We start from the raw sequence: 19,551 nt of genomic DNA, 5'->3' as shown, positions 1-19,551 counted from the left end.
TCCTCTGATGCCGGCCCAGCCACCCCGCGTGGCTCACGACTGGCTCGACAACGACGCGGGTCCCGTGGTCCGGCCGTACGCGATGACCCAGGGCCGGGTGGCCCCCGAGGACGGCGAGTTCGACCTCGTGGCGTTCGTGGTGGCCACCGCGGCCGGCGAGGTCGGGGCCGACCGGTTGCAACCGGAGCACCACGCCATCGTGGCCGCTTCGTGGGAGCCGATCTCGGTCGTCGAGCTGGCCTCCGCGCTGGACCTCTCGATCGGTGTCGTGCGGGTTCTCCTGGGTGATCTACGCTCGGCAGGGCTCATCTCGCTGTACGAACCCCCGGCGGCATCTCAGCCGCACGATGTCGACGTACTCAAGGCGGTTGTCAATGGACTCCGTGCGCTCTGACCGCAACGGCGCGTCGTCGCGCATCCCGGTCGCGCTCAAGATCCTGATTGCCGGTGGCTTCGGCGCCGGCAAGACCACGATGGTGGGCTCGGTCAGCGAGATCCGTCCACTGCAGACGGAAGAGGTCCTCACCGGCGTCGACGGCGCCGACGACACCGGCGGTGTGGAGGGCAAGACGACCACGACCGTGACGATGGACTTCGGCCGCATCACCATCACCGACGACCTGCAGCTCTATCTGTTCGGCACGCCCGGGCAGGACAGGTTCTGGTTCCTCTGGGACGAGCTGTCGGAGGGCGCGCTCGGCGCCGTGGTGCTGGCCGACACGCGCCGGCTGGCCGACTGCTTCCCCTCGATCGACTACTTCGAGCAGCGCGGCACCCCGTTCGTCGTGGCGGTCAACTGCTTCGACCCCGATCAGCGCTTCGGTGCCGAGGCGGTCAGCCGGGCCCTCGATCTCGACGCGGGCGTCCCGGTCGTCCTGTTCGACGCCCGCGAGCCCACCGGCGCTCGGAATGTGCTGATCGAGCTCGTCGAGTACGTCGCCCGCCGGCAGCTGACCTCCGCCGCGTCCCGCTGAGGCCGCCCTGGCGAGGTGCCGGGGCGCTGCACGGCCGGGCTCCCCGTGTGATGGGATCTTCGCATGGGTGCGAGCGATGAGTACGTCTTCGTCGGTGGTTACACGCCGGACAAGGGCGGTGACGGCGAGGGCGTCGTCCTGCTGAGGCGCGACCCCGTGAGCGGCGTGCTGACCCGGGTCGGCGTCGCGGCCCGCACGCCGAGCCCGTCGTTCCTGACCCGGCATCCGGCCCTTCCGGTTCTGTACGCGGTGAACGAGCTCGACCCGGACGGCGCGGTGAGCGCCTTCACCGTGGCCGACGACGGATCTCTCACCGCGCTGCCGACCCGGCCCACCGGTGGCAGCGACCCGGCCCACCTCGCGGTCACCCCCGACGGGCGCCACCTGCTGGTGGCCAACTACGGCACCGGCTCGGTCGCCGTCTTCCCGCTCGACGACGAGGGCGCTCCCGGTCCGCGTTCCGACCTGCTCCAGCTCGAGGGCAGCGGTCCGGTCGCCGATCGCCAGGCCGGCCCGCACGCCCACATGGTCTTCCCGGTCCGCGACGAGGTGCTCATCGCCGACCTCGGCTCCGACAAGGTGTGGCGGGCCCGGCTCGACCCGGTCTCCGGTCGCCTGGCGCTGCTGGGCGCGGCGGTGTCCGCGGAGCCCGGCACGGGGCCGCGTCACGTCCGCTTCTCGCCCGACGGCGCCCTGTTCGTGGTCGGCGAGCTGAGCGGTGATCTGACCTGGTGGCGTCCGTCCGCCGCCGGCTCGCTCGCCCAGGCCGGCCGGGCCGCGACCACGACGGCCGAGGGGGAGAACTACCCGTCCGAGATCGTGGTCCGTCCCGACGGCCGCTTCGTCTACGTGGCGAACCGGGGCCCCAACACGGTCGCCACGTTCACGTGGGACGGCGAACAGGCCACCCTGGTGGCCGAGACGCCCACCGAAGGTGACTGGCCACGCCACATGATCCTGATCGGCGATCACCTCTACGTAACCAATCAGCGGTCACGCAGCGTGACAATGTTCCGGATCGACGCCGAGACCGGCGTTCCCGTCCGGCAGGGCGACCCCGCCGCCGAGCCGACGCCGACGAGCCTGCTGCGGTGGAGCGTCGACGGACGTCACTGACGCGAAAAGGGACGGGCGGCCGTCGCGGGCCGTCGATGCCCATAACGGGCGCGGACCGCAACTGATCGAGATGGCGTCACCACACTCGGTCACCCAAGATGCCAAGTATGCCGATCCGAGTAACTTTCAACCGAACGTATATGGCATTCGGGTTCGGTGATGCGCAGTATGGAGCGCGTGTCTGGCCGCCATCGTAGAAACTTCAATCTCAGGGGAGCCGGCGTCGTCGGAGCCGCGATGGCAATTGTCGTCGTGCTGGCGGGGTCCTATCTCGGATATCAGCAGCTCGCCGACAAGGGCTGCACCGGATCCATCCGGTTGACCGTCGCCGCGACCGGTGAGATCGCGCCCTCCATCGACCAGGTCGCGCAGCGGTGGGTGCAGGAAGGCGCCAACGTCGACGGCACCTGCGTCGGCGTGACCGTCTCCGACGTCAACTCCGCCACCATGGCCGCCGCCATCGCCGGCGAGCACAAGGTGGTCCTGGCCGGCGTGGGCACCGCTCCCGAGGCCGTCAAGGTGCCCGATGTCTGGGTGGCCGACTCCTCGAGCTGGATCCTGCGGTTGAAGTCCGAGGCCCCCGGCTTCGTTCCCTCCGACGGCAAGCCGGTCGCGCAGAGCCCGATCGTGCTGGCCATGCCCAAGCCGATCGCCGAGCAGGCCGGCTGGCCCAAGAAGAAGATCGGCTGGGCCGACCTGCTCCGGCTGATGAAGACCAGCACCAACATGACCACCGGCATCGCCGAGCCCACGCGCGACGCGGCCGGTCTGGCCGCCCTGCTCGCGCTCGGCCAGGCGGCCGGCGCCGGTGAGCAGGGGCAGGAGACCAAGGTCCAGGCCATCCAGGCGTTGGCCGGTGAAGCCTCCACGCTGCGCGGCGAGCTCATCGAGAGGTTCCCGCGCTCGGCCGACCCCAACGACATCGGCAACAGCCTGGGCGCCGCCCCGGTCTCCGAGGCGAATGTGGTCGCGTACAACGCGGGCAAGCCGCCGGTGCCGCTGGTCGCTCTCTACCCCGAGCCCAACCCGATGCCGCTCGACTACCCGTACGCGGTGATGCCCGAGGTCGACCTGCAGAAGCAGCAGGCCGCGGCCGGGCTGCGCGCGCAGCTGGCCAGCGCCACCTTCAAGAACGCGCTCGGCGCGGCCGGGCTGCGCTCGCCCGACGGCTCGTTCGGCGCCGGTTTCGCCCGTCCACTGGGCGCTCCCGACGCGTCCCCGGCCGTCGACAACTCGGTCGGCGGGAACGGGGAGAACGGCGGCGCCGCGGCGGCCGGCATCGACGCCAGCGCGCTGAGCCAGGTGCTCGGCAGCTGGAACGCCATCACCCAGCCCGGCCGGGTACTCGCGGTCTTCGACGTCTCCGGTTCGATGAACATCAAGGTGCCGACGGCCAACAACCAGACCCGCGCCGCGGTGACCCGTAAGGCGGCGGCCACCGGCCTGCAGCTGTTCGGCAACAAGTGGGCGGTCGGCGTCTGGCTCTTCTCCACCGAGATGGTCGGCAAGCGGCCGTGGAAGCAGATCGTGCCGATCAGCCCGCTGTCCACCTCCCGCGACCGGCTGGCCGACTCGATCAGCCAGATCGTGCCCAAGGAGGACGGCAACACCGGCCTCTACGACACCGTTCTCGACGCCTACAAGGAGGTGCGGAGGACGTGGCAGCCTGGCAAGGTCAACTCGGTCATCCTCTTCACCGACGGGCAGAACCAGAACGACGACGGCATCAAGATCGAGAAGCTCCTCAGCGAGCTGAAGCGGCTCAACGACCCGAAGAAGCCGATCCGCCTGGTCATCATCGGCATCGGTGACACGGTCAGCGAGACCGAGCTGCAGACGATCGTGAAGGCGACTCCCGCGGGCGGCGTCTTCGTCACCAAGGACCCGGCCAAGATGACTTCGATCTTCGTCGAGGCCATCGGCCGCCGCACCGGCGCCACCGGCGGCTGATCTCCGGCGTACGCGAAAGGCTGTCACCCGGACCGGGTGGCGGCCTTTTCCGTGCCTGAATGATCGGTCCCGGCCTGGGGACCAGGTTCCGGCTCGAGTCAGTCGAGTTTCGGCCGGGGCTGATCGGGCTCCGGGCCGGAGTAGTCGAGGCAGACGGCGACCGCGTCGTCCTCGAGCTCGGCGTCCCCCACGAACGCCCGCAGGTCGCCCAGCAGTGACCGGACCGCCTGCAGGGGCGCCATCGACCTCGTGCGCCGCACGAAGCGGGCCAGGGCCGCGTCCCCGTAGCGCCCGGTCGCCGTCACCGCGTCGTAGACGCCGTCGCTGACCAGCATCAGCCGGTCGCCCGGGGCCAGCCCGAAGCTCTGCACCTGATAGTCGGTCTCCTCGAACATGCCGAGCGGGAAGTCCTTGGTCAGTTTCTGCTCGTGCACCTTGTCACCGCGCAGCACCAACAGCCGGGGTGAGCCCGCGTCGACCGCGAGCACCTCGCCGGTCGTCAGGTCGAGGTCGAGCAGCAGGGCCGACACGTGGGCCGAGCCGCGGTGCTCGGCGTAGACGGCCTGGTCGGCCAGCGCGGCCTGGTCGGCCAGCGGGATGCCGGCCCGGCGGGCGTTGCGCAGCGCGAAGGTGGCCAGCGTGGTCAGCAGGGACGCCGACACCCCCTCGCCCATGCCGTTCAGCACGCTGAGCGAGACCCGGCCGTCCTGGTCGGCCCAGTCGAAACTGTCGCCGCGCACCGCGTAGGACGGCTCGAGCTGGCCGGCCAGACCGAACGACGGGCGGATCCGGCTACGCGCCGGCAGCAGCTCCCACTGCATCTCGGCGGCCAGCGTGAGCCGCCGGGTGCGGGCGGTCGCCTGGTAGCGGTCGGTGCCGGCGCTCGCTGCCTCCAGCTCGTGGGCCACGGCCACGGCGATCTCGGCCAGCTCGGCCGTCAGCTCGGCGCTCTCCGGCGCCGGCGAGCAGGCCAGCACGCCGATGCGTTCCCCGCGCACCGATACGGGGAGGAACATCACGCTGTCCTCGTTCACCGGTGACTGGTGATCGAAGCAGCGCCAGGCCGGATCGCCGGGGTGGGTGCGGGGGTGGTCACCGAAAATCGGCACGAGAGCGGCCAGACGGTAATCGACCAGGTACAACTCGGTGCTGGTGAGCCCGTACTCCTCGGCCAGGCCCCGGGCCAGACATTCCGGGACGGCGTCAGCGGCCGCGTCGGTGAGAATTCGCCGAAGCACCAGTAGCCTGTCGATCAATGGCGACCTCCTCGAACAGATCCGGCCGTACGAGTAGTCTTCCCTGCACCATGGCTGTTCACCATGGGCCGGACGTGCCGGACCCCATGCAGACCGCGGCGATCGATGACGCCGCGAAAGCCTTGCTGCTCGCGTGGGACGCGGCCCGCGAGCAGGTGACCCCCCGCATCTCCTCGGTCCAGCTCAACGCGCTGCTCGCCCTCGAGCGGGCCGAGGGCCTCAACCTGGGTGGTCTCGCGTCCGAGTTGGGCATGTTGCTGTCCTCGGCGAGCCGGTTGTGCGACCGCCTGGTCGCCTCGGGCATGGTCGAGCGGGTGCCCGGCCGGGCCGATCGCCGCGAGATCGCGCTCTATCTCACCCCGGCGTCGCGCATGTTGCTGGGCGAGCTGCGCCGCATCCGGCGCCGGGCGCTCAGCGGCGTCCTGGAGAAGATGTCGTCCGGTGGCCGGGCGGCCCTGCTTCACGGGCTCAGCGAGTTCGCCGCCGCCGCCGAGGACGGCAACGGCGAGTCGGCGCCGGCTCAGACTGCCTGAGCGCGGGCCAGCCACCGTGCCGGGTCCTCCCGTACCCCGGTGATCACCACGTCGGCCGCGCCGCGCATGGCCGCGTCGGGGCCCAGCGTGGCCGCCCGCAGGGTGACCGGGGCCAGACCGGCGGTGAGCACCCGGCGGCGCAGCTCGGCCTCGATGCCGTCGCGCAGGCGGTCGAACTCGGGCGCGTAGCCGCCGCCGAGCACGATCACGCCGAGGTCGAGCAGGTTGACGACGGCCGACAGCGCGATGCCGAGCGCGGCCGCGGCCAGGTCGGGGTCGGCGGCGACCGCCTCCTGGCCGGCGTACTGCTCGAGACAGCCACTGGCGCCGCACCGGCAGGGGCGCCCGTCGGGATAGACGGTGACGTGCCCGATCTCGCCGCTCCAGCCGCGTCCGCCGCGATAGAGCTCGCCGTTCAGCACGATGCCGGCGCCGATGCCGATCTCGCCCGAGACGTACAGGAAGGTGGGGGCGCCGCCGTCGGTCCGCAGTTCGCCGATCGCGGCCAGGTTGGCCTCGTTGTCGACGGTCAGCGGCAGGCCGAGGTCGAGCAGGGCCGGCACGTCGACGTCCTGCCAGCCGAGGTTGGGGGCCACCGGCACCAGTCCGCCGGCGGTGACCAGGCCGGGCACGGCCAGCGCGGCCCCGGCGAGCTCGATCCCGTCGGCGGCGGCGGCCTCCCGGGCCCGTGCGGCCAGCACGCCGAGGTCGGCGAGGGCGGCGGCCGCCGGGAGCAGCCGCTGGTCGGCCCGGGTCACGAAGCGGTGCCGCACCACGCCGGTCAGGTCGACGACGCACGCGGCCAGATAGTCGACGTTGATCTCCAGGCCGAGCCCGCCCGGGCCGTCGGGGTTGAGCGCCAGACCGGCGGCGGGACGGCCGGCCCCGGTGCGCGGGGCCGGGTCGAGCTCGGTGAGCAGCCGGCCGGCGATGAGGTCGTCGACCAGCGCCGACACGGTGGCCCGGGTCAGCCCGGTGGCAGCGGAGATGGCCGCCCGGGATGGGCGATCTGCGCTGTTCGCCACTGTCTGCAACACGAGCGCGAGATTGTGGGCTCGCACGCTCGATTGCCGGACGGGGCTGCGGGAAGCATTCATCAAGCGGCCGCTCACGTCTTGACAATGCCACACCGCGGTCAAATAATTCAACCAATAAACAAATCCTAGCTGTTACGTGGAGGTAACCGTGCCGGTCCAACCCACTCGTGAAGACAAGTTCTCCTTCGGCCTGTGGACCATCGGGTGGCAGGCCGTGGACGCGTTCGGCTCGGCCACCCGCCCGCCGCTCGACCCGATCGAAGCCGTGCACAAGCTCGCCGAGCTCGGCGCCTACGGCCTCACGTTCCACGACGACGACCTGGTGCCGTTCGGCTCGGACGCGTCGACCCGTGACGGCATCCTCAGCGGCTTCAAGAAGGCGCTCGAGGAGACCGGCATCGTCGTGCCGATGGTCACCACCAACACCTTCAGCCACCCGGTCTTCAAGGACGGCGCGTTCACCAGCAACGACCGCTCGGTCCGCCGGTACGCGCTGCGCAAGGTCCTGCGTCAGGTCGACCTCGCCGCCGAGCTGGGCGCCCAGACCTTCGTGCTCTGGGGTGGCCGCGAGGGCTCCGAGTACGACGCGGCCAAGGACATCAACGCCGCGCTCGACCGCTACCGCGAGGGCCTCAACCTCGTGGCCCAGTACTCCGAGGACAAGGGCTACGGCCTGCGCTTCGCCATCGAGCCCAAGCCGAACGAGCCCCGCGGCGACATCCTGCTCCCGACGCTCGGCCACGCCATCGCCTTCACCTACGAGCTGGAGCGGCCCGAGCTGTTCGGCATCAACCCCGAGGTCGGGCACGAGCAGATGTCCAACCTCAACTTCACCCACGGCATCGCCCAGGCGCTGTGGCAGAAGAAGCTCTTCCACATCGACCTCAACGGCCAGCACAGCGTCAAGTTCGACCAGGACCTGGTCTTCGGCCACGGCGACCTGCTCAACGCGTTCTCGCTGGTCGACCTGCTGGAGAACGGCCCGATCGGCGGCGGCCCCAAGTACGACGGCCCGCGGCACTTCGACTACAAGCCCTCCCGCACCGAGAGCATCGACGGCGTCTGGGAGTCGGCCAAGGCCAACATGCGCATGTATCTGCTGCTCAAGGAGCGCGCCCAGGAGTTCCGGGCCGACCCGGCCGTGCAGGAGGCGCTGCGGGCCAGCAAGGTCCTCGAGCTCGAGACCCCGACGCTCAACCCGGGCGAGACCTACCAGGACCTGCTCAACGACAAGAGCGCCTTCGAGGAGTTCGACGTCGACGCGGCCGGTGCCCAGGGCTACGGTTTCGTGAAGCTGAACCAGCTCGCCATCGACCACCTGCTCCGCGCGAACTGAGACCGAGGAACCACTGAGATGACGCTTGTCGCCGGAATCGACAGCTCCACCCAGTCCTGCAAGGTGGTCATCCGCGACGCGGAGACCGGCAAGCTGGTCCGGCAGGGCCGCGCCGCGCACCCGGACGGCACCGAGGTGCACCCGGATGCCTGGTGGGCCGCGCTGCGGCAGGCGATCGACGAGGCCGGCGGCCTCGACGACGTCGCCGCCGCCTCGGTTGCCGGGCAGCAGCACGGCATGGTGGTGCTCGACGAGAACGGCGAGGTGGTCCGCCCGGCGCTGCTCTGGAACGACACGCGCAGCGCCGGCGCGGCCGCCGACCTCATCGAGGAACTGGGCGGCGGCGACAAGTGGGCCGACGCGGTCGGCATCGTGCCGGTCGCCAGCTTCACCCTCACCAAGCTGCGGTGGCTCGCCCGCAACGAGCCGGCCAACGCGGCCCGGGTCGCCGCGGTCTGCCTGCCGCACGACTGGCTGACCTGGAAGCTCTCCGGGTCCACCGACATCAGCACGATCAAGACCGACCGCAGCGACGCCAGCGGCACGCTCTACTGGTCGGCCAAGACCAACGAGTACCGCCCCGATCTGCTGGAGCTCGGCTTCGGGCGCCTGCTGCGGACCCCCGAGGTGCTGGGCCCGACCGGCATCGCCGGCCACCTGCCCAACGGCGCCCCGCTCGGTCCCGGGGCGGGCGACAACGCGGCGGCCGCGTTCGGCACGGGCGCCGGCACGGGCGACGTGATCGTGTCGATCGGCACGTCCGGCACGGTCTTCGTGTCCTCCGACGTCTCGCCGAACGACCCGACCGGCACGGTCGCCGGTTTCGCCGACACCACCGGCCGGTTCCTGCCGATCGTGGTGACGCTGAACGCGGCCCGGGTGCTCGATGCGGCCGGCAAGCTGCTCGGCGTCGGCCACGAGGAGCTGTCCCGGCTGGCCCTGAGCGCCCCGGCCGGCGCCGACGGCCTGGTCCTCATCCCGTACCTGGAGGGTGAGCGCACGCCCAACCGCCCGGACGCCACGGGCGCGATCCACGGCCTGACGCTCAAGACCTCCGACCCGGCCCATCTGGCCCGGGCCGCCGTCGAGGGCATGCTCTGCGCCCTCGCCGACGGACTCGACGCGCTCGTCGCCAACGGCGCCACCGCCAACCGCATCGTGCTGGTCGGCGGCGGCGCGCGCAGCGAGGCGGTCCGCCGCATCGCGCCCGAGCTGTTCGGGCTGCCGGTGCTGGTGCCGCCGCCCGGCGAGTACGTCGCCGACGGCGCGGCCCGGCAGGCCGCGTGGATCACCACGGGTGGCGCCGAGCCCCCCGTGTGGTCGGCCGAGCTCCCCGAGACGTACGAGGCCCCGAGCGCGCCGATCATCCGCGAGCAGTACGCGGCCGCGCGTGACGCGGTTGTCGATCGCCCCCGCTAACCTTTCCCGGTGACCAGGGGAGGCGGCGCCCACCGCGCGTACAGCGTCGTGGTGTTCGTGGTCCTCGCCTCGCTCGACAACGTGGCGATCGGGCTGGTGCCGCCGCTCTACGGCAGCATCGGCGACGCGTTCGGGGTGGGCGAGGGCCACATCGCGTTCTCCACCACGATGATGTTCCTGATCAGCGCGGTCGCGGCGATCGGCTTCGCGTACGCCGGCGACCGCACCGACCGTAAGCCGGTGCTCGTGGCCGGCACCCTGATCTGGATCGCGGGCACCACCTGGTCCGGCCTGTCCGGCAGCTATCCCAGCTTCCTGATCAGCCAGATCGTCGCCGCGCTGGGCCTCGGCGCCGTCGCCTCGGTCAGTTTCGCCGTGGTCAGCGACCTCATCTCCCCCAAGCGCCGCGGCCTGGTGATGAGCTTCTGGGGCCTCTCCCAGGGCGTCGGCACGCTCGCCGGCACGCTGCTCGGCGGTCTGCTCGGCCACGCCGACTGGCGGGAGCCGTTCCTGGTCACCGCGGTCGCCGGTGGCGTGGCCGCGGTCGCCTACCTGTTCACCTACAACGTGCCGCGCGGCGACAGCCAGCCCGAGCTGGCCGGCGTCGAGTACGACGAGCGCATCCACCACGACCACCTGCCCAAGATCCTGCGCCGGCGCACCAACGTCTGGCTGATCCTGCAGGGTGGCACGGCCCAGATCGCCCTGGGCTCGCTGGTGTGGCTGCCCGTGCTGTTCCGCGCCCGGGCCGAGGACCAGGGCTACTCGGCCGGCACGGCGGTGCTGGTCGGCAGCGTCTTCGCCACGCTGTTCCAGCTGGGCGGGGCCCTGTCCATCCTGGGCGGGCTGGCCGGCGACCGGCTCCAGCGGCGTACGCCCCGGGGCCGCGCCCTGGTCGCCGCGGTCGGCGTCCTGGCCGCCGTGCCGTTCTACGTCGTGCTGTTCTTCGTCCCGATGAAGATCGACGTGCCCGACGGGGCCGGCACCGGCGCCGTGATCGCGGCGGTCCTCACCGACGTCTTCACCGAGCCCACCGTCGGGCTCTGCCTGGCCACCGCGGTGTTCGCGCTGATGCTCACGTCGGCGAACTCGCCGAACTGGTTCGCCCTCATCGCCGATGTGAACCCGCCCGAGCACCGCGGCACCGTCTACAGCCTGGGCAATCTGATCAACGGCTTCGGCCGGGCCGGCGGCAACGTGATGGTGGCGGTGGCCTTCCGCGGGCTGGCCGGCGCGTTCCCGCCCCCGCTCAACTACGCGGTCGGCCTGGCCGCCTTCCAGCTCTTCTGGGTGCCCACCGGGGTCATGTTCTGGCTGGCCAGCAGGACGGTCGCGCGCGATCTGGCCGACACGCACGCCGCCCTGCTGGCCCGGGCGGCCCGATCAGAAGCTCGCCCACACGGTGACGTCGGTGGGGACCCGCCCGTCGCCGTCGAGGGGCTCGCTGCTCAGCCGGAGCCGGGCGCCGGCCGGTAGCTCCACCGGCTCCGGACCGAAGTTGGTCAGCACGAGCACGTCGCCGTTGCGGAAGGCCAGCGTGCCCTCGGTCGCGTCCTGCCAGGTGAGGGAGCCGTGGCCCAGCCGGTGCTCCCGGCGCAGCCCGAGCGCCGAGTGGTACAGCTCCCACGTCGACCCGGCCACGCCCTGCTGGCGGTCGAGCGCGTACTCGGCCCAGGTCGCCGGCTGGGGCAGCCACGACGCGTCGGTGGGACCGAAGCCGTACGAGGGCGCGTCGGCCTCCCACGGCAGCGGCACCCGGCAGCCGTCCCGCCCGCGTTCGGCGTGCCCGGACCGCTCCCAGGCCGGGTCCTCGCGGAATTGGTCAGCCATCGTGGTGTGCTCGGGCAGGCCCAGCTCCTCGCCCTGGTAGAGGTAGGCCGAACCGGGCAGCGCGAGCATGAGCAGGGTCGCCGCGCGGGCCCGGCGCAGGCCCAGGGCGGTGTCCGGCTGCGGGTCCTCGGCGCCGATGCCGTGCATCCGCGGGGTGCCGACCGGGTAGCCCAGCCGGGTGGCGTGCCGGACGACGTCGTGGTTGGAGAGCACCCACGTGGTGGTCGCCCCGACCGCGTTGTTGGCCTCCAGCGACTCGTCGATGACCGCGCGCAGCGCCGCGGGCTGCCACGGCGCCTCGAGGTACGGGAAGTTGAAGGCCTGATGCATCTCGTCGGGGCGCACGTAACGGGCCAGCCGGCTGGCCGGTGCGACCCAGGCCTCGGCGACCAGCACGCGACCGCCCGGGTATTCGTCGAGCACGCGCCGCCACGACTGGTAAATCTCGTGCACGCCCTCCTGGTCCCACATCGGGGGCGGCGGGCCGGCCGGGTCGAGGCCGCCGAGGATCTGGCTGCTCTGCGTCCAGTCGGCGAGGTTCTCCTCCTTGACCAGGCCGTGCGCGACGTCGACGCGGAAGCCGTCGACCCCGCGGCCGAGCCAGAAGCGCAGGATGTCGAGGAACTCGGCCCGCACCTCGGGGTTGCCCCAGTTGAGGTCCGGCTGGCTCACGTCGAACAGGTGCAGATACCACTGCCCGTCCGGCGCCCGCTCCCACGCGCTGCCGCCGAAGACGCTCTGCCACGAGTTCGGCGGCTCGGCGCCGGAGACGCCACGGCCGTCGCGGAAGATGTACCGCTCGCGCTCCGGGCTGCCCGGCGCGGCGGCCAGCGCGGCCCGGAACCAGGCGTGCTCCTCGGAGGTGTGGTTGGGGACCAGGTCGACGATGACCTTGAGGCCGAGCCCGTGCGCCTCGGCGATCAGCTTGTCGGCGTCACCGAGCTCGCCGAAGCGCCGGTCGACGCCCCGGTAGTCGGCGACGTCGTAGCCGGCGTCGTGCTGCGGCGAGGGATAGAACGGGGAGAGCCACACGGCGTCGACGCCGAGCTCCCGGAGGTGCGGCAGGCGCCCGGTGATCCCGGGCAGGTCGCCCATCCCGTCGCCGTCGCTGTCGGCGAACGAGCGGGGATAGACCTGGTAGATGACGGCGTCGCGCCACCAAGCGTCGGTGTGGAGCATGTTTCCAGGCTAGAGCCTGTCCTCAGCCGTCCAGGATGCAGGCGAATCTCTCCTCGGCCAGGTCGAGCTGGTCGAGGATGTGGTCCTTGGCGGCGATCGAGAGCGGCGTGTCCGGCCGGCCGACCAGCTCGCGCAGCTTCGGCACCAGCGGACGGTACTTGCGGGCCGCCGAGAGCGCCTTCTCCGGGGTGGTGTGGACGACGCCCACCCCGTTGTCGGTGAAGTCGGAGACCTTGATCACGCGGGCCCACGGATCGCGGTCGAGGCTGGCCGCCACGTGCGCCCGGTACTGCTCGTGGCGGTCGCGCTCGGGGTCGTACTCCGGGTTGGTGACCGAGCGGACCAGCTCGGCCACCCGCGGGCCGAAGCGGGACGCCAGCTCGGCGATGGCCCCCTCGGTCAGCTCGGTGAAGGTGCCCTTGCTGGTGCCCGCGAGCTCGTCCGGGTGGTCCTCGACCGCGTCGTGCAGCAGCGCCGCGGTGAGCACGTCGACGTCCCGTACGCCGTAGTACTTGATGATCCGGATGGCCACCCGCAGCAGGTGGTTGAGGTAGGGCTCGCGGACTCGCCGGTCGTTGGCGTGCAGGCGCGCGGCCAGGTCGAGCGCCCCGATCAGCTGGGTCCTCTCGGCCTCGGGGAAGGTCTCCAGCTCGAGCAGGAACCGCTCGCGCAGACCCGCCTCGCCGTACACCTCCGTGATCGCGTGCAGCGGCATCGACAGAAGCATGCGGGGGGCCATGCCGAGAACGTACCGGAGCGTCAGCCGTTGGTGGGCGAGCGCATCGGAACCGGGCGGGGCGAGGGGCGGCGGACCGGCGTGGCCAGCGTCGCCTGCTTGAGCGACCAGGGGGTGCCGGCTTCGGCGTGCACTCCGCGTCTCGGGGTGCCCGCGCCGTCGGTGAACTCCTCCTCGGTCATCGCCTGCAGCGCGCTCAGCGCCACCCCGATGATCGAGGCCGCGGTGATCAGGGTGATCGGCAGGATCATGGTGAGCGGCCGGAAGCCGGCCACGCGATCGAGCAGGCCCGGGTCGAGGTGCACCGACATGGCCGCCATGCCGGTGTAGTGCATGCCGCACACGGCGATCGCCATGATCACCGCGGCGCCGCTGATCGGCATCCAGCCGCGCACCGAGACGGTGAACCAGAGCGCGGCCGTCGAAGCCACCACCGCGATGATCGCCGACGCGGCGACCAGCGTCAGGTCGTAGCGCATCTCACCGGCCACGTGCATGCCCAGCATGCCGGTGTAGTGCATGGCGAGCACGCCGCCGCCGGTCAGCACGCCGGCCGCGATCGTCTTGGGCGCGCTGGTCCGGCCGTGGCCGACGGTCAGCAGCCCGGCGCCGACGGCGACGACCGCGAAGCCGAGGCTGGCCACGGTCATCGGGACGTCGAAGCGTACGGGGCTGGCCGGCACCTCGAAGCCGAGCATGGCGGCGAAGTGCATGAGCCAGATGGCGCCGCCGCCGATGGCGAACGCGGCGATGAGGAGCCAGCGGTTGCGCCGTCCCCGGGTGCGGGCGTCGCGGGCGCGGGCGGTGCTGAGCAGGCCGAAGAACGAGCCCAGGAAGGCGAGCAGGAAAGCGGCTATCGGGTTGAACACGCCGTATGTGAAGTGATGGACCTCGGCCACCGAGCACCTCTCGCGGAGAAAGATCGAAGACGTTCCGCGAGTGATTCAGTCAGGCCTGCGCATAGGCGCATCGCACCGCGAGTGCGGCAAGGCGGACAAACGGAACCGGACCACCCTTCAGGGTGGCCCGGTTCTCGGTCGTGGGGGATGGAGTCGTGGAGAGCCTTGCTACCGGTCAGGAGAAGATGCTGACGCCGCCGGGGCCCACGAGGAGGCCGACAACGATCAGCACGATGCCCCAGAGCAGCTGACGACGGAAGAGCGCGAGGATTCCGGCGACGACCAGGATGACGGCGATGATCCAAAGGATTAGGTCCATGAACATCGAATACCCGGTGCCTCAAAATCAGAAACCTGCCTACCGGGCTGCCGCCAGTGTGGTATCCACCTCTTCGGAAAGCAGCTGGTAGACGTTGTACGCCTGCTTGATCACCGGGTGCGCGACGTTGCGCACGGGGACCCCGCCGGGCGTGCGCCCGCGCTCGGATCCGTGGTGCGCGTGCCCGTGCAGGGCCAGCGCCGCCGGCGCCGCGTCGATCGATCGTCCGAGCTGGTAGCAGCCGAGGAAGGCGTAGATCTCGAGCGGCTCGCCGACCAGGGTCTCGGGCACGGGGGAGTAGTGCGTGAGAGCCACCAGGGCGTCGCACTCCACCGACGTGAGCGCGCGCCGGAGATCCTCGGCGTAGCGCTCGGTGGTGCCGACGAAGTCCTTCATCTCGCGCTCGCCGAAGTTGCTGGCGCAGGCCCCCGCGAAGCCGCCGCCGAAGCCCTTGGTGCCGGCCACGCCCAGCCGCTGCCCGCGGATCTCCAGCACGGTCGCGGAGCCCTCCAGCACCGTGATGCCGGCATCCTCGATCACCTTGGTGAGGTCGTCCTGCCGGTCGCTCTGATGATCGTGGTTGCCGAGCACCACCACGACCGGCACGTCCAGCCCGCCGAACTCCTTGGCGAAGCACTGCGCCTCGTCGACGGTGCCGTGCCGGGTGAGGTCGCCGGCGATCAGGAGCGCGTCGGCCCGGTCCGGCAGCTCCTCGAGGGCGGGCCGGTAGCGGCCCACCACGTCCTTGTCCACGTGGACGTCGCCCACGGCGGCGATCCGGATCATGAAATCTCCTCCACCTCGCTGGGCGCCTGCGCCCGGGTGATCCCGATGTCACACGTGATCTCCAGGTCCGGGAAGTGCGCGGTGATCTGCCGGCAGATCTCGTCGCGGCGCTGCGTGCTCTCGACCTCACCGCCCAGCACCACCAGATGGTCGCGGCGCTGCACGGTGATGCCCTGCTCGGATATCCGGTCGTGCTCGGTCAGCAGACGCTGGATCTCGGCCTCGAGATCGGTTTCGCTGGTCATCCCGGCCCCCTCAGTGATTGGTCAGCGCTTCCCCGTCCGGCTGCGTCTCCGGCAACGGGACGACGTCCAGCCGGTCGAGCAGGATGAGGAACGCCTCGGCGTACGGTGACTTCCGGGTCTCCCGGCGCACCCGGGGCCAGTCGATCTGCTCGCGCAGCGAGCGGGCCACCGGCAGGCCGGTCGCGAAATCGCAGTAGTGCTGGCTGTAGCTGAGCAGCTTGTGGATCATCAGCTGGGTCGCCGACAGCACCGGCATGAAGATCGCCTCGACGGAGATCTGCTCGGTGTCGGCCAGCGTCTCCAGCGTCACCGGTGTCTCCACCGGCCGATAGATGAGGTCGACCATCCGGTCCTCGTCGTAGACCTTGACCAGCCAGTCCTCGGGCGGCTGCTCGGTGCGGAACCCGACCTTGCCCAGCTCGGCCAGAGCCTGATCCCGGTCCTCCTCGCGCAGCAGGAAGTCCACGTCGTGGTCGCTCGAGTGGCCGCCGTGCGCATAGACCGCGAAACTCCCGCCTAGCGCGAACGGTATGCCGGCGGACTTGAGAGTCGAGGCGACCTTTTTGAGCGTGGTTGCCAGGCCCTCGTCCACGCGGTGCGGCATGACGATCCCCCTGTCGACGTTTGCGGTTCGGTGTGTCGGATACGACTACCCTGGCCGCCTGTCCTTGAATCGCCGCTCACCCGAGTCTCCGGGCAAAACCCCCGGCAAACCCCATTTTGGTACGTCGTGACGACCGTCGCCGGGGAAACGCGGTGTCCCCTGCCGCCGGCCGTGAACCGGTCGTGCGCCTTGCCGTTACCGTTGGTTGGCATGACCCTTCGCACGATCGCGCTCGTGGGTATGGATGGCTCCGGCAAGACGACTCAGGCCCACCGGCTGGCCGACGAGCTGAGCGCCTCGGGTCTGCGCGTCGCCTATCGCCGCAACGCCGGTGGCCGTCACTGGTTCGGGCGGCTCGCCGTCCGGCTGGGCAAGCGTGACGCGGACGAGCTGCTGGGCCGCCGCGGCATGCTGCTCGTCGAGTCGGTGCTGCGCTGGCTGGCCATCCTGCGCACCCTGCTGCGCCGGCGCTTCACCGGCGGCACGGTGGTGATGGACCGCTACGCCGTCTGCCAGTACGCCAGCCTGCGGGCCCGCGACGCCGCCCCGGCCGCCGAGCGCCGCGCCCGGCTGGCCTACCACTTCTTTCCGAAGCCCGATCTCACGTTCCTGCTCGACGTCGATCCCCGGGTCGCGTACGAGCGGATCGAGGCGCGTGGCTACGACAGCGAGTCGATGGAGTATCTGGAATCGGCCCGCGCGGCCTACCTCTCCCTGCCGGAATTCCGCGACTTCGTCGTGATCGACGCGAACGGCACCCCCGACCAGGTGTCGGCCGCGCTGCACGCCGAGCTCCGCCGCCGGGCCGACCTGCCCGAGCCGGCTCGCAGCCCGCTGGCCCGCAGCCTGATCCTGGCCGGCGCCCCACTCCTGGCCGCGCTGGCCACGGCCGGCTACCAACTGGTCGAGGCTCTCTAGGAGACGTCTGGTGGGTCACGGGCGGCGCCTCGCTCCCACGTGATCCACCAGACGTGCCCTGGCGTCAGGCCTGCCCGTAGACCGGAATCTGCGCCCCGCTGGTCGAGACCGACGCGTCCGAGGCCAGGAACAGGATCGTGCGGGCGATCTGCTCGGGCCGCACCCAGCGGGCGGGGTCGGCGTCCGGCATCGCCGCCCGGTTGGCGTCCGTGTCGATCACGCTGGGCACGACCGTGTTGCAGCGCACGTTCCGCTTGCGGTACTCCACGGCCACCGCGTTGGCGAAGGCGATCACGGCCGCCTTGGAGGTGGCATAGCCGGCTGCCCCGGGAAAGGGCGCCAGGGCCGTCCGCGACGAGACGCACACGATGCTGCCGCCGCCCGCTTCCACCAGGGCCGGCAGGGCCGCCGCAGTGACGAGGTAGGTCGGCCGCAGATTGAGCCGCAGCTGGGCTTCGAAATCGCTCCACGGCGTCTCGGCCACCAACGGCCCGCTCGCGAAGCCGCCGATCAGGTTGACGACGGCGCGCAGCGACGCCTCCGGATCGGCCGTGGCCGCGGCGACGGCGGCGGTGACATCCGTCTCAACCGTCATGTCGCCGTCCACGGCGACAGCGCCCTTCGGGAGGCGCTCGGCCGACCCCGGCCGCACCGGCGTGACGACACGCCATCCCTCAGCGACGAAGGCGGCCACCGTGGCGGCGCCCAGGCCACCGGTCCCGCCCGTGATCAGTGCCGTACGCCCGTCAGTCATGCCGTTCATGGTGCACCGCGGGAGGTGGCGTCCTCTGTGGGATTAGTCACCTCACCAAGCGGATGGCCCACCGGCTCCGAACCGTTGTCGAAGAGGACGTCATCGTGGGTATGTCACCCGGACGGGCTAGTGAACTGCGCCGCCGTGTGCCGCATTGTGGCAGGTGGTCCCGTTCGGCGAAGCGACGGGATCTTTTTGGTGATGCTTTTGTTTCAGTCCCGTCCCGGAGCTGTCGATCCAGCACGGTGAACCTGGCGCGCCCGAGCAACGTACTGGGTGGTGACGGACGTCCCAAGGTTTTTGGTGATGGAGGTCGCTGTGAGGGACGAGGGGCCGATGGTGTCATGAAGCAAGCGACGGGTATGTCTCTGTCTGCGCGACCGAGCAGCAGGCGTGGGAGCCGAATGCCGGCGCGCAGGAGCCCTGTTCAGCAACTACGCACTCGGCTCTCAGCCAGCACCCAGGCATTCGTGACACTTTCGACCCACCAGCCGGAATCAGTGCAGCCAGCCATTTGTTGTGTAGATGCCAGTAACCGCAATGTGCGAACTGCGGACGTTACGGGGAGGAACTGATGGATACAGGGATCACCCGTAACGGGGTTAGTAGTGATGGCAATGAGGGGACCGTGGGCAACGTGGAGAAGAACACCGTGATGCGGACCGATCAGGTCGCCGAGGAGCGTGACCTTGTCGGCGTCTACTTGCACGAGATCTCCCGGACGCCGCTGTTGGACGCCGCCAAGGAGGTCGAGCTCTCCAAGTCGATCGAGGCCGGCCTCTACGCCGAGTTCCTGATCGACGAGGGCAAGGATCGCCGCGGCGTGAGCCGGGAAGAGCTGGAGCGCCTCGTCACCGAGGGGCGGCGGGCGAAGGACCTGTTCATCCGGGCCAACCTGCGGCTGGTCGTGTCGATCGCCCGGCGCTACGTGCGCTCGGGCATGCCGATGCTCGACCTGATCCAGGAGGGCAACACCGGCCTGGTTCGCGCGGTCGAGAAGTTCGACTACGAGCGTGGCTACAAGTTCTCGACCTACGCCACCTGGTGGGTGCGTCAGGCGATCAGCCGGGCCATCGCCCAGCAGGAGCGCACGGTGCGTCTGCCCGTGCACCTGGTCGAGGATGTCAACCGGATGCGGAACGTGACCCGTCAGCTCGTCCGCGAGCTGGGTAGCGACCCCGAGCCCGAGCAGATCGCGACCGCCCTCGGCGTGACCGTCGAGCGCGTCAACGAGCTCACCCGCTGGGCCCAGGACACGGTTTCGCTGGACACCCCGGTCGGCGACGACGGCGACACCAACCTCGGCGACCTGGTCGCCGACAGCGACGCCCCCTCGCCGGAAGAGATCGTGCTGACCGCCCTGGAGCGTCAGCGCATCGAGGGCCTGCTCAACCACCTCGACGACCGGTCGGCGGGCATCATGCGGGCCCGTTACGGCCTCGAGGACGGCCGCGAGCACTCGCTCACCGAGGTGGCCTCGCGCTTCTCGCTGAGCCGTGAGCGGATCCGTCAGCTCGAGATCCAGGCGCTCGGCCGGCTGCGCGAGCTGGCTCGGGCCGAGGGCCTCCAGGCCGCCTGACCCACTCCCTGCCTCACCCCCCCGTTACTCATAGACGCGAAAGGCCGGTACCCCGAGGGGTACCGGCCTTATCCGGTTTCG

General features: G+C 70.9%; 20 protein-coding genes. 10 read left to right on the top strand and 10 right to left on the bottom strand.

Annotation, left to right across the window (positions count from 1 at the left end; translation table 11 throughout):
• The first annotated feature begins 7 nt into the window (after positions 1 to 7).
• From HJC40_RS11280 to HJC40_RS11265, 4 genes are all read left to right on the top strand, one after another.
• Positions 8 to 394, top strand: a complete 387-nt coding sequence (locus HJC40_RS11280; protein ID WP_250001547.1) for a DUF742 domain-containing protein — start codon at positions 8 to 10, stop codon at positions 392 to 394.
• Positions 375 to 974, top strand: coding sequence for an ATP/GTP-binding protein (locus HJC40_RS11275; RefSeq protein WP_250000834.1), 600 nt, complete (start codon positions 375 to 377; stop codon positions 972 to 974). Before HJC40_RS11280 ends, HJC40_RS11275 begins: the two co-directional genes overlap by 20 nt.
• A 63-nt stretch (positions 975 to 1,037) precedes the next feature.
• Positions 1,038 to 2,090 carry a lactonase family protein gene (locus HJC40_RS11270; protein ID WP_250000833.1) on the top strand — a complete coding sequence of 351 codons (1,053 nt, stop codon included), beginning with the start codon at positions 1,038 to 1,040 and terminating at the stop codon, positions 2,088 to 2,090.
• Positions 2,091 to 2,327: 237 nt separating this feature from the next.
• Positions 2,328 to 4,040: a substrate-binding domain-containing protein gene (locus tag HJC40_RS11265; protein ID WP_250000832.1), complete on the top strand. Its 1,713-nt coding sequence runs from the start codon at positions 2,328 to 2,330 to the stop codon at positions 4,038 to 4,040.
• Positions 4,041 to 4,138: 98 nt separating this feature from the next.
• Here the strand turns inward: HJC40_RS11265 and HJC40_RS11260 are convergent, their stop codons facing one another.
• Positions 4,139 to 5,278, bottom strand: coding sequence for a PP2C family protein-serine/threonine phosphatase (locus HJC40_RS11260; RefSeq protein ID WP_250000831.1), 1,140 nt, complete (start codon positions 5,276 to 5,278; stop codon positions 4,139 to 4,141).
• Between the two features lie 68 nt (positions 5,279 to 5,346).
• Between HJC40_RS11260 and HJC40_RS11255 the strand changes: the two genes are divergently transcribed.
• Positions 5,347 to 5,829 carry a MarR family winged helix-turn-helix transcriptional regulator gene (locus tag HJC40_RS11255; protein ID WP_250000830.1) on the top strand — a complete coding sequence of 161 codons (483 nt, stop codon included), beginning with the start codon at positions 5,347 to 5,349 and terminating at the stop codon, positions 5,827 to 5,829.
• Here HJC40_RS11255 and HJC40_RS11250 read toward each other — a convergent pair.
• Entirely contained in the window at positions 5,817 to 6,926 is a 1,110-nt protein-coding gene (locus tag HJC40_RS11250; RefSeq protein ID WP_250001546.1) for an ROK family protein, read from the bottom strand. The genes HJC40_RS11255 and HJC40_RS11250 overlap by 13 nt on opposite strands.
• A gap of 88 nt (positions 6,927 to 7,014) precedes the next feature.
• Between HJC40_RS11250 and xylA the strand changes: the two genes are divergently transcribed.
• The 3 genes from xylA to HJC40_RS11235 are packed head-to-tail and all read left to right on the top strand — an operon-like array spanning position 7,015 to position 11,097.
• Positions 7,015 to 8,202, top strand: coding sequence for a xylose isomerase (gene xylA / locus HJC40_RS11245; RefSeq protein ID WP_250000829.1), 1,188 nt, complete (start codon positions 7,015 to 7,017; stop codon positions 8,200 to 8,202).
• Positions 8,203 to 8,220: 18 nt separating this feature from the next.
• On the top strand, positions 8,221 to 9,621 hold the full coding sequence (gene xylB, locus HJC40_RS11240) for a xylulokinase (RefSeq protein ID WP_250000828.1): 1,401 nt from the start codon (positions 8,221 to 8,223) through the stop codon (positions 9,619 to 9,621).
• Positions 9,622 to 9,630: 9 nt separating this feature from the next.
• Positions 9,631 to 11,097 carry an MFS transporter gene (locus tag HJC40_RS11235; protein ID WP_250000827.1) on the top strand — a complete coding sequence of 489 codons (1,467 nt, stop codon included), beginning with the start codon at positions 9,631 to 9,633 and terminating at the stop codon, positions 11,095 to 11,097.
• On the opposite strand, the gene HJC40_RS11230 is transcribed toward HJC40_RS11235, so the two are convergent.
• From HJC40_RS11230 to HJC40_RS11200, 7 genes are all read right to left on the bottom strand, one after another.
• Positions 11,005 to 12,630, bottom strand: a complete 1,626-nt coding sequence (locus HJC40_RS11230; RefSeq protein WP_250000826.1) for a glycoside hydrolase family 13 protein — start codon at positions 12,628 to 12,630, stop codon at positions 11,005 to 11,007. The genes HJC40_RS11235 and HJC40_RS11230 overlap by 93 nt on opposite strands.
• A gap of 22 nt (positions 12,631 to 12,652) precedes the next feature.
• A complete protein-coding gene (locus HJC40_RS11225; protein WP_250000825.1) occupies positions 12,653 to 13,369 on the bottom strand; it encodes an HD domain-containing protein in 717 nt (238 codons plus the stop codon).
• A gap of 20 nt (positions 13,370 to 13,389) precedes the next feature.
• Positions 13,390 to 14,265 (bottom strand): MHYT domain-containing protein, encoded by an 876-nt coding sequence (locus HJC40_RS11220; protein ID WP_250000824.1) that lies wholly within the window; start codon positions 14,263 to 14,265, stop codon positions 13,390 to 13,392.
• A gap of 175 nt (positions 14,266 to 14,440) precedes the next feature.
• Positions 14,441 to 14,584 (bottom strand): GPGG-motif small membrane protein, encoded by a 144-nt coding sequence (locus tag HJC40_RS11215; protein ID WP_250000823.1) that lies wholly within the window; start codon positions 14,582 to 14,584, stop codon positions 14,441 to 14,443.
• Between the two features lie 39 nt (positions 14,585 to 14,623).
• A complete protein-coding gene (locus HJC40_RS11210; protein WP_250000822.1) occupies positions 14,624 to 15,370 on the bottom strand; it encodes a metallophosphoesterase in 747 nt (248 codons plus the stop codon).
• Complete coding sequence (locus tag HJC40_RS11205; protein WP_250000821.1) at positions 15,367 to 15,615, bottom strand: hypothetical protein; 249 nt, start codon at positions 15,613 to 15,615, stop codon at positions 15,367 to 15,369. The genes HJC40_RS11210 and HJC40_RS11205 overlap by 4 nt, the downstream gene beginning before the upstream one ends.
• Positions 15,616 to 15,625: 10 nt before the next feature.
• Positions 15,626 to 16,219, bottom strand: coding sequence for a nucleotidyltransferase (locus HJC40_RS11200; RefSeq protein WP_250000820.1), 594 nt, complete (start codon positions 16,217 to 16,219; stop codon positions 15,626 to 15,628).
• A 210-nt stretch (positions 16,220 to 16,429) separates the two neighbouring features.
• On the opposite strand from HJC40_RS11200, the gene HJC40_RS11195 reads away from it, so the two are divergent.
• Positions 16,430 to 17,137, top strand: coding sequence for a dTMP kinase (locus HJC40_RS11195; protein WP_250000819.1), 708 nt, complete (start codon positions 16,430 to 16,432; stop codon positions 17,135 to 17,137).
• A gap of 64 nt (positions 17,138 to 17,201) precedes the next feature.
• On the opposite strand, the gene HJC40_RS11190 is transcribed toward HJC40_RS11195, so the two are convergent.
• Complete coding sequence (locus HJC40_RS11190) at positions 17,202 to 17,891, bottom strand: SDR family NAD(P)-dependent oxidoreductase (protein ID WP_250000818.1); 690 nt, start codon at positions 17,889 to 17,891, stop codon at positions 17,202 to 17,204.
• Positions 17,892 to 18,465: 574 nt separating this feature from the next.
• Here HJC40_RS11190 and HJC40_RS11185 point away from each other — a divergent pair.
• Complete coding sequence (locus tag HJC40_RS11185; RefSeq protein ID WP_250000817.1) at positions 18,466 to 19,470, top strand: RNA polymerase sigma factor RpoD/SigA; 1,005 nt, start codon at positions 18,466 to 18,468, stop codon at positions 19,468 to 19,470.
• Positions 19,471 to 19,551 lie beyond the last annotated feature (81 nt).

The sequence above is a fragment of the Actinoplanes sp. M2I2 genome (assembly GCF_023544445.1).
GTDB lineage: Bacteria > Actinomycetota > Actinomycetes > Mycobacteriales > Micromonosporaceae > Actinoplanes.
Note: the sequence above shows the minus strand (reverse complement) of the source record. Positions and strands in the feature narration are given on the sequence as shown.

Excerpts from the sequence above, each read along its gene's own strand:
- HJC40_RS11270 (WP_250000833.1), top strand. The coding sequence starts at position 1,038 with ATGGGTGCGAGCGATGAGTACGTCTTCGTCGGTGGTTACACGCCGGAC.
- HJC40_RS11205 (WP_250000821.1), bottom strand. The coding sequence starts at position 15,615 with ATGACCAGCGAAACCGATCTCGAGGCCGAGATCCAGCGTCTGCTGACC.
- HJC40_RS11280 (WP_250001547.1), top strand. The coding sequence starts at position 8 with ATGCCGGCCCAGCCACCCCGCGTGGCTCACGACTGGCTCGACAACGAC.
- HJC40_RS11215 (WP_250000823.1), bottom strand. The coding sequence starts at position 14,584 with ATGGACCTAATCCTTTGGATCATCGCCGTCATCCTGGTCGTCGCCGGA.
- xylB (WP_250000828.1), top strand. The coding sequence starts at position 8,221 with ATGACGCTTGTCGCCGGAATCGACAGCTCCACCCAGTCCTGCAAGGTG.
- HJC40_RS11255 (WP_250000830.1), top strand. The coding sequence starts at position 5,347 with ATGGCTGTTCACCATGGGCCGGACGTGCCGGACCCCATGCAGACCGCG.
- HJC40_RS11190 (WP_250000818.1), bottom strand. The coding sequence starts at position 17,891 with ATGACTGACGGGCGTACGGCACTGATCACGGGCGGGACCGGTGGCCTG.
- HJC40_RS11250 (WP_250001546.1), bottom strand. The coding sequence starts at position 6,926 with ATGAATGCTTCCCGCAGCCCCGTCCGGCAATCGAGCGTGCGAGCCCAC.
- HJC40_RS11210 (WP_250000822.1), bottom strand. The coding sequence starts at position 15,370 with ATGATCCGGATCGCCGCCGTGGGCGACGTCCACGTGGACAAGGACGTG.
- HJC40_RS11225 (WP_250000825.1), bottom strand. The coding sequence starts at position 13,369 with ATGGCCCCCCGCATGCTTCTGTCGATGCCGCTGCACGCGATCACGGAG.
- HJC40_RS11185 (WP_250000817.1), top strand. The coding sequence starts at position 18,466 with ATGGATACAGGGATCACCCGTAACGGGGTTAGTAGTGATGGCAATGAG.
- HJC40_RS11200 (WP_250000820.1), bottom strand. The coding sequence starts at position 16,219 with ATGCCGCACCGCGTGGACGAGGGCCTGGCAACCACGCTCAAAAAGGTC.
- HJC40_RS11275 (WP_250000834.1), top strand. The coding sequence starts at position 375 with ATGGACTCCGTGCGCTCTGACCGCAACGGCGCGTCGTCGCGCATCCCG.
- HJC40_RS11265 (WP_250000832.1), top strand. The coding sequence starts at position 2,328 with ATGGCAATTGTCGTCGTGCTGGCGGGGTCCTATCTCGGATATCAGCAG.
- HJC40_RS11230 (WP_250000826.1), bottom strand. The coding sequence starts at position 12,630 with ATGCTCCACACCGACGCTTGGTGGCGCGACGCCGTCATCTACCAGGTC.
- HJC40_RS11195 (WP_250000819.1), top strand. The coding sequence starts at position 16,430 with ATGACCCTTCGCACGATCGCGCTCGTGGGTATGGATGGCTCCGGCAAG.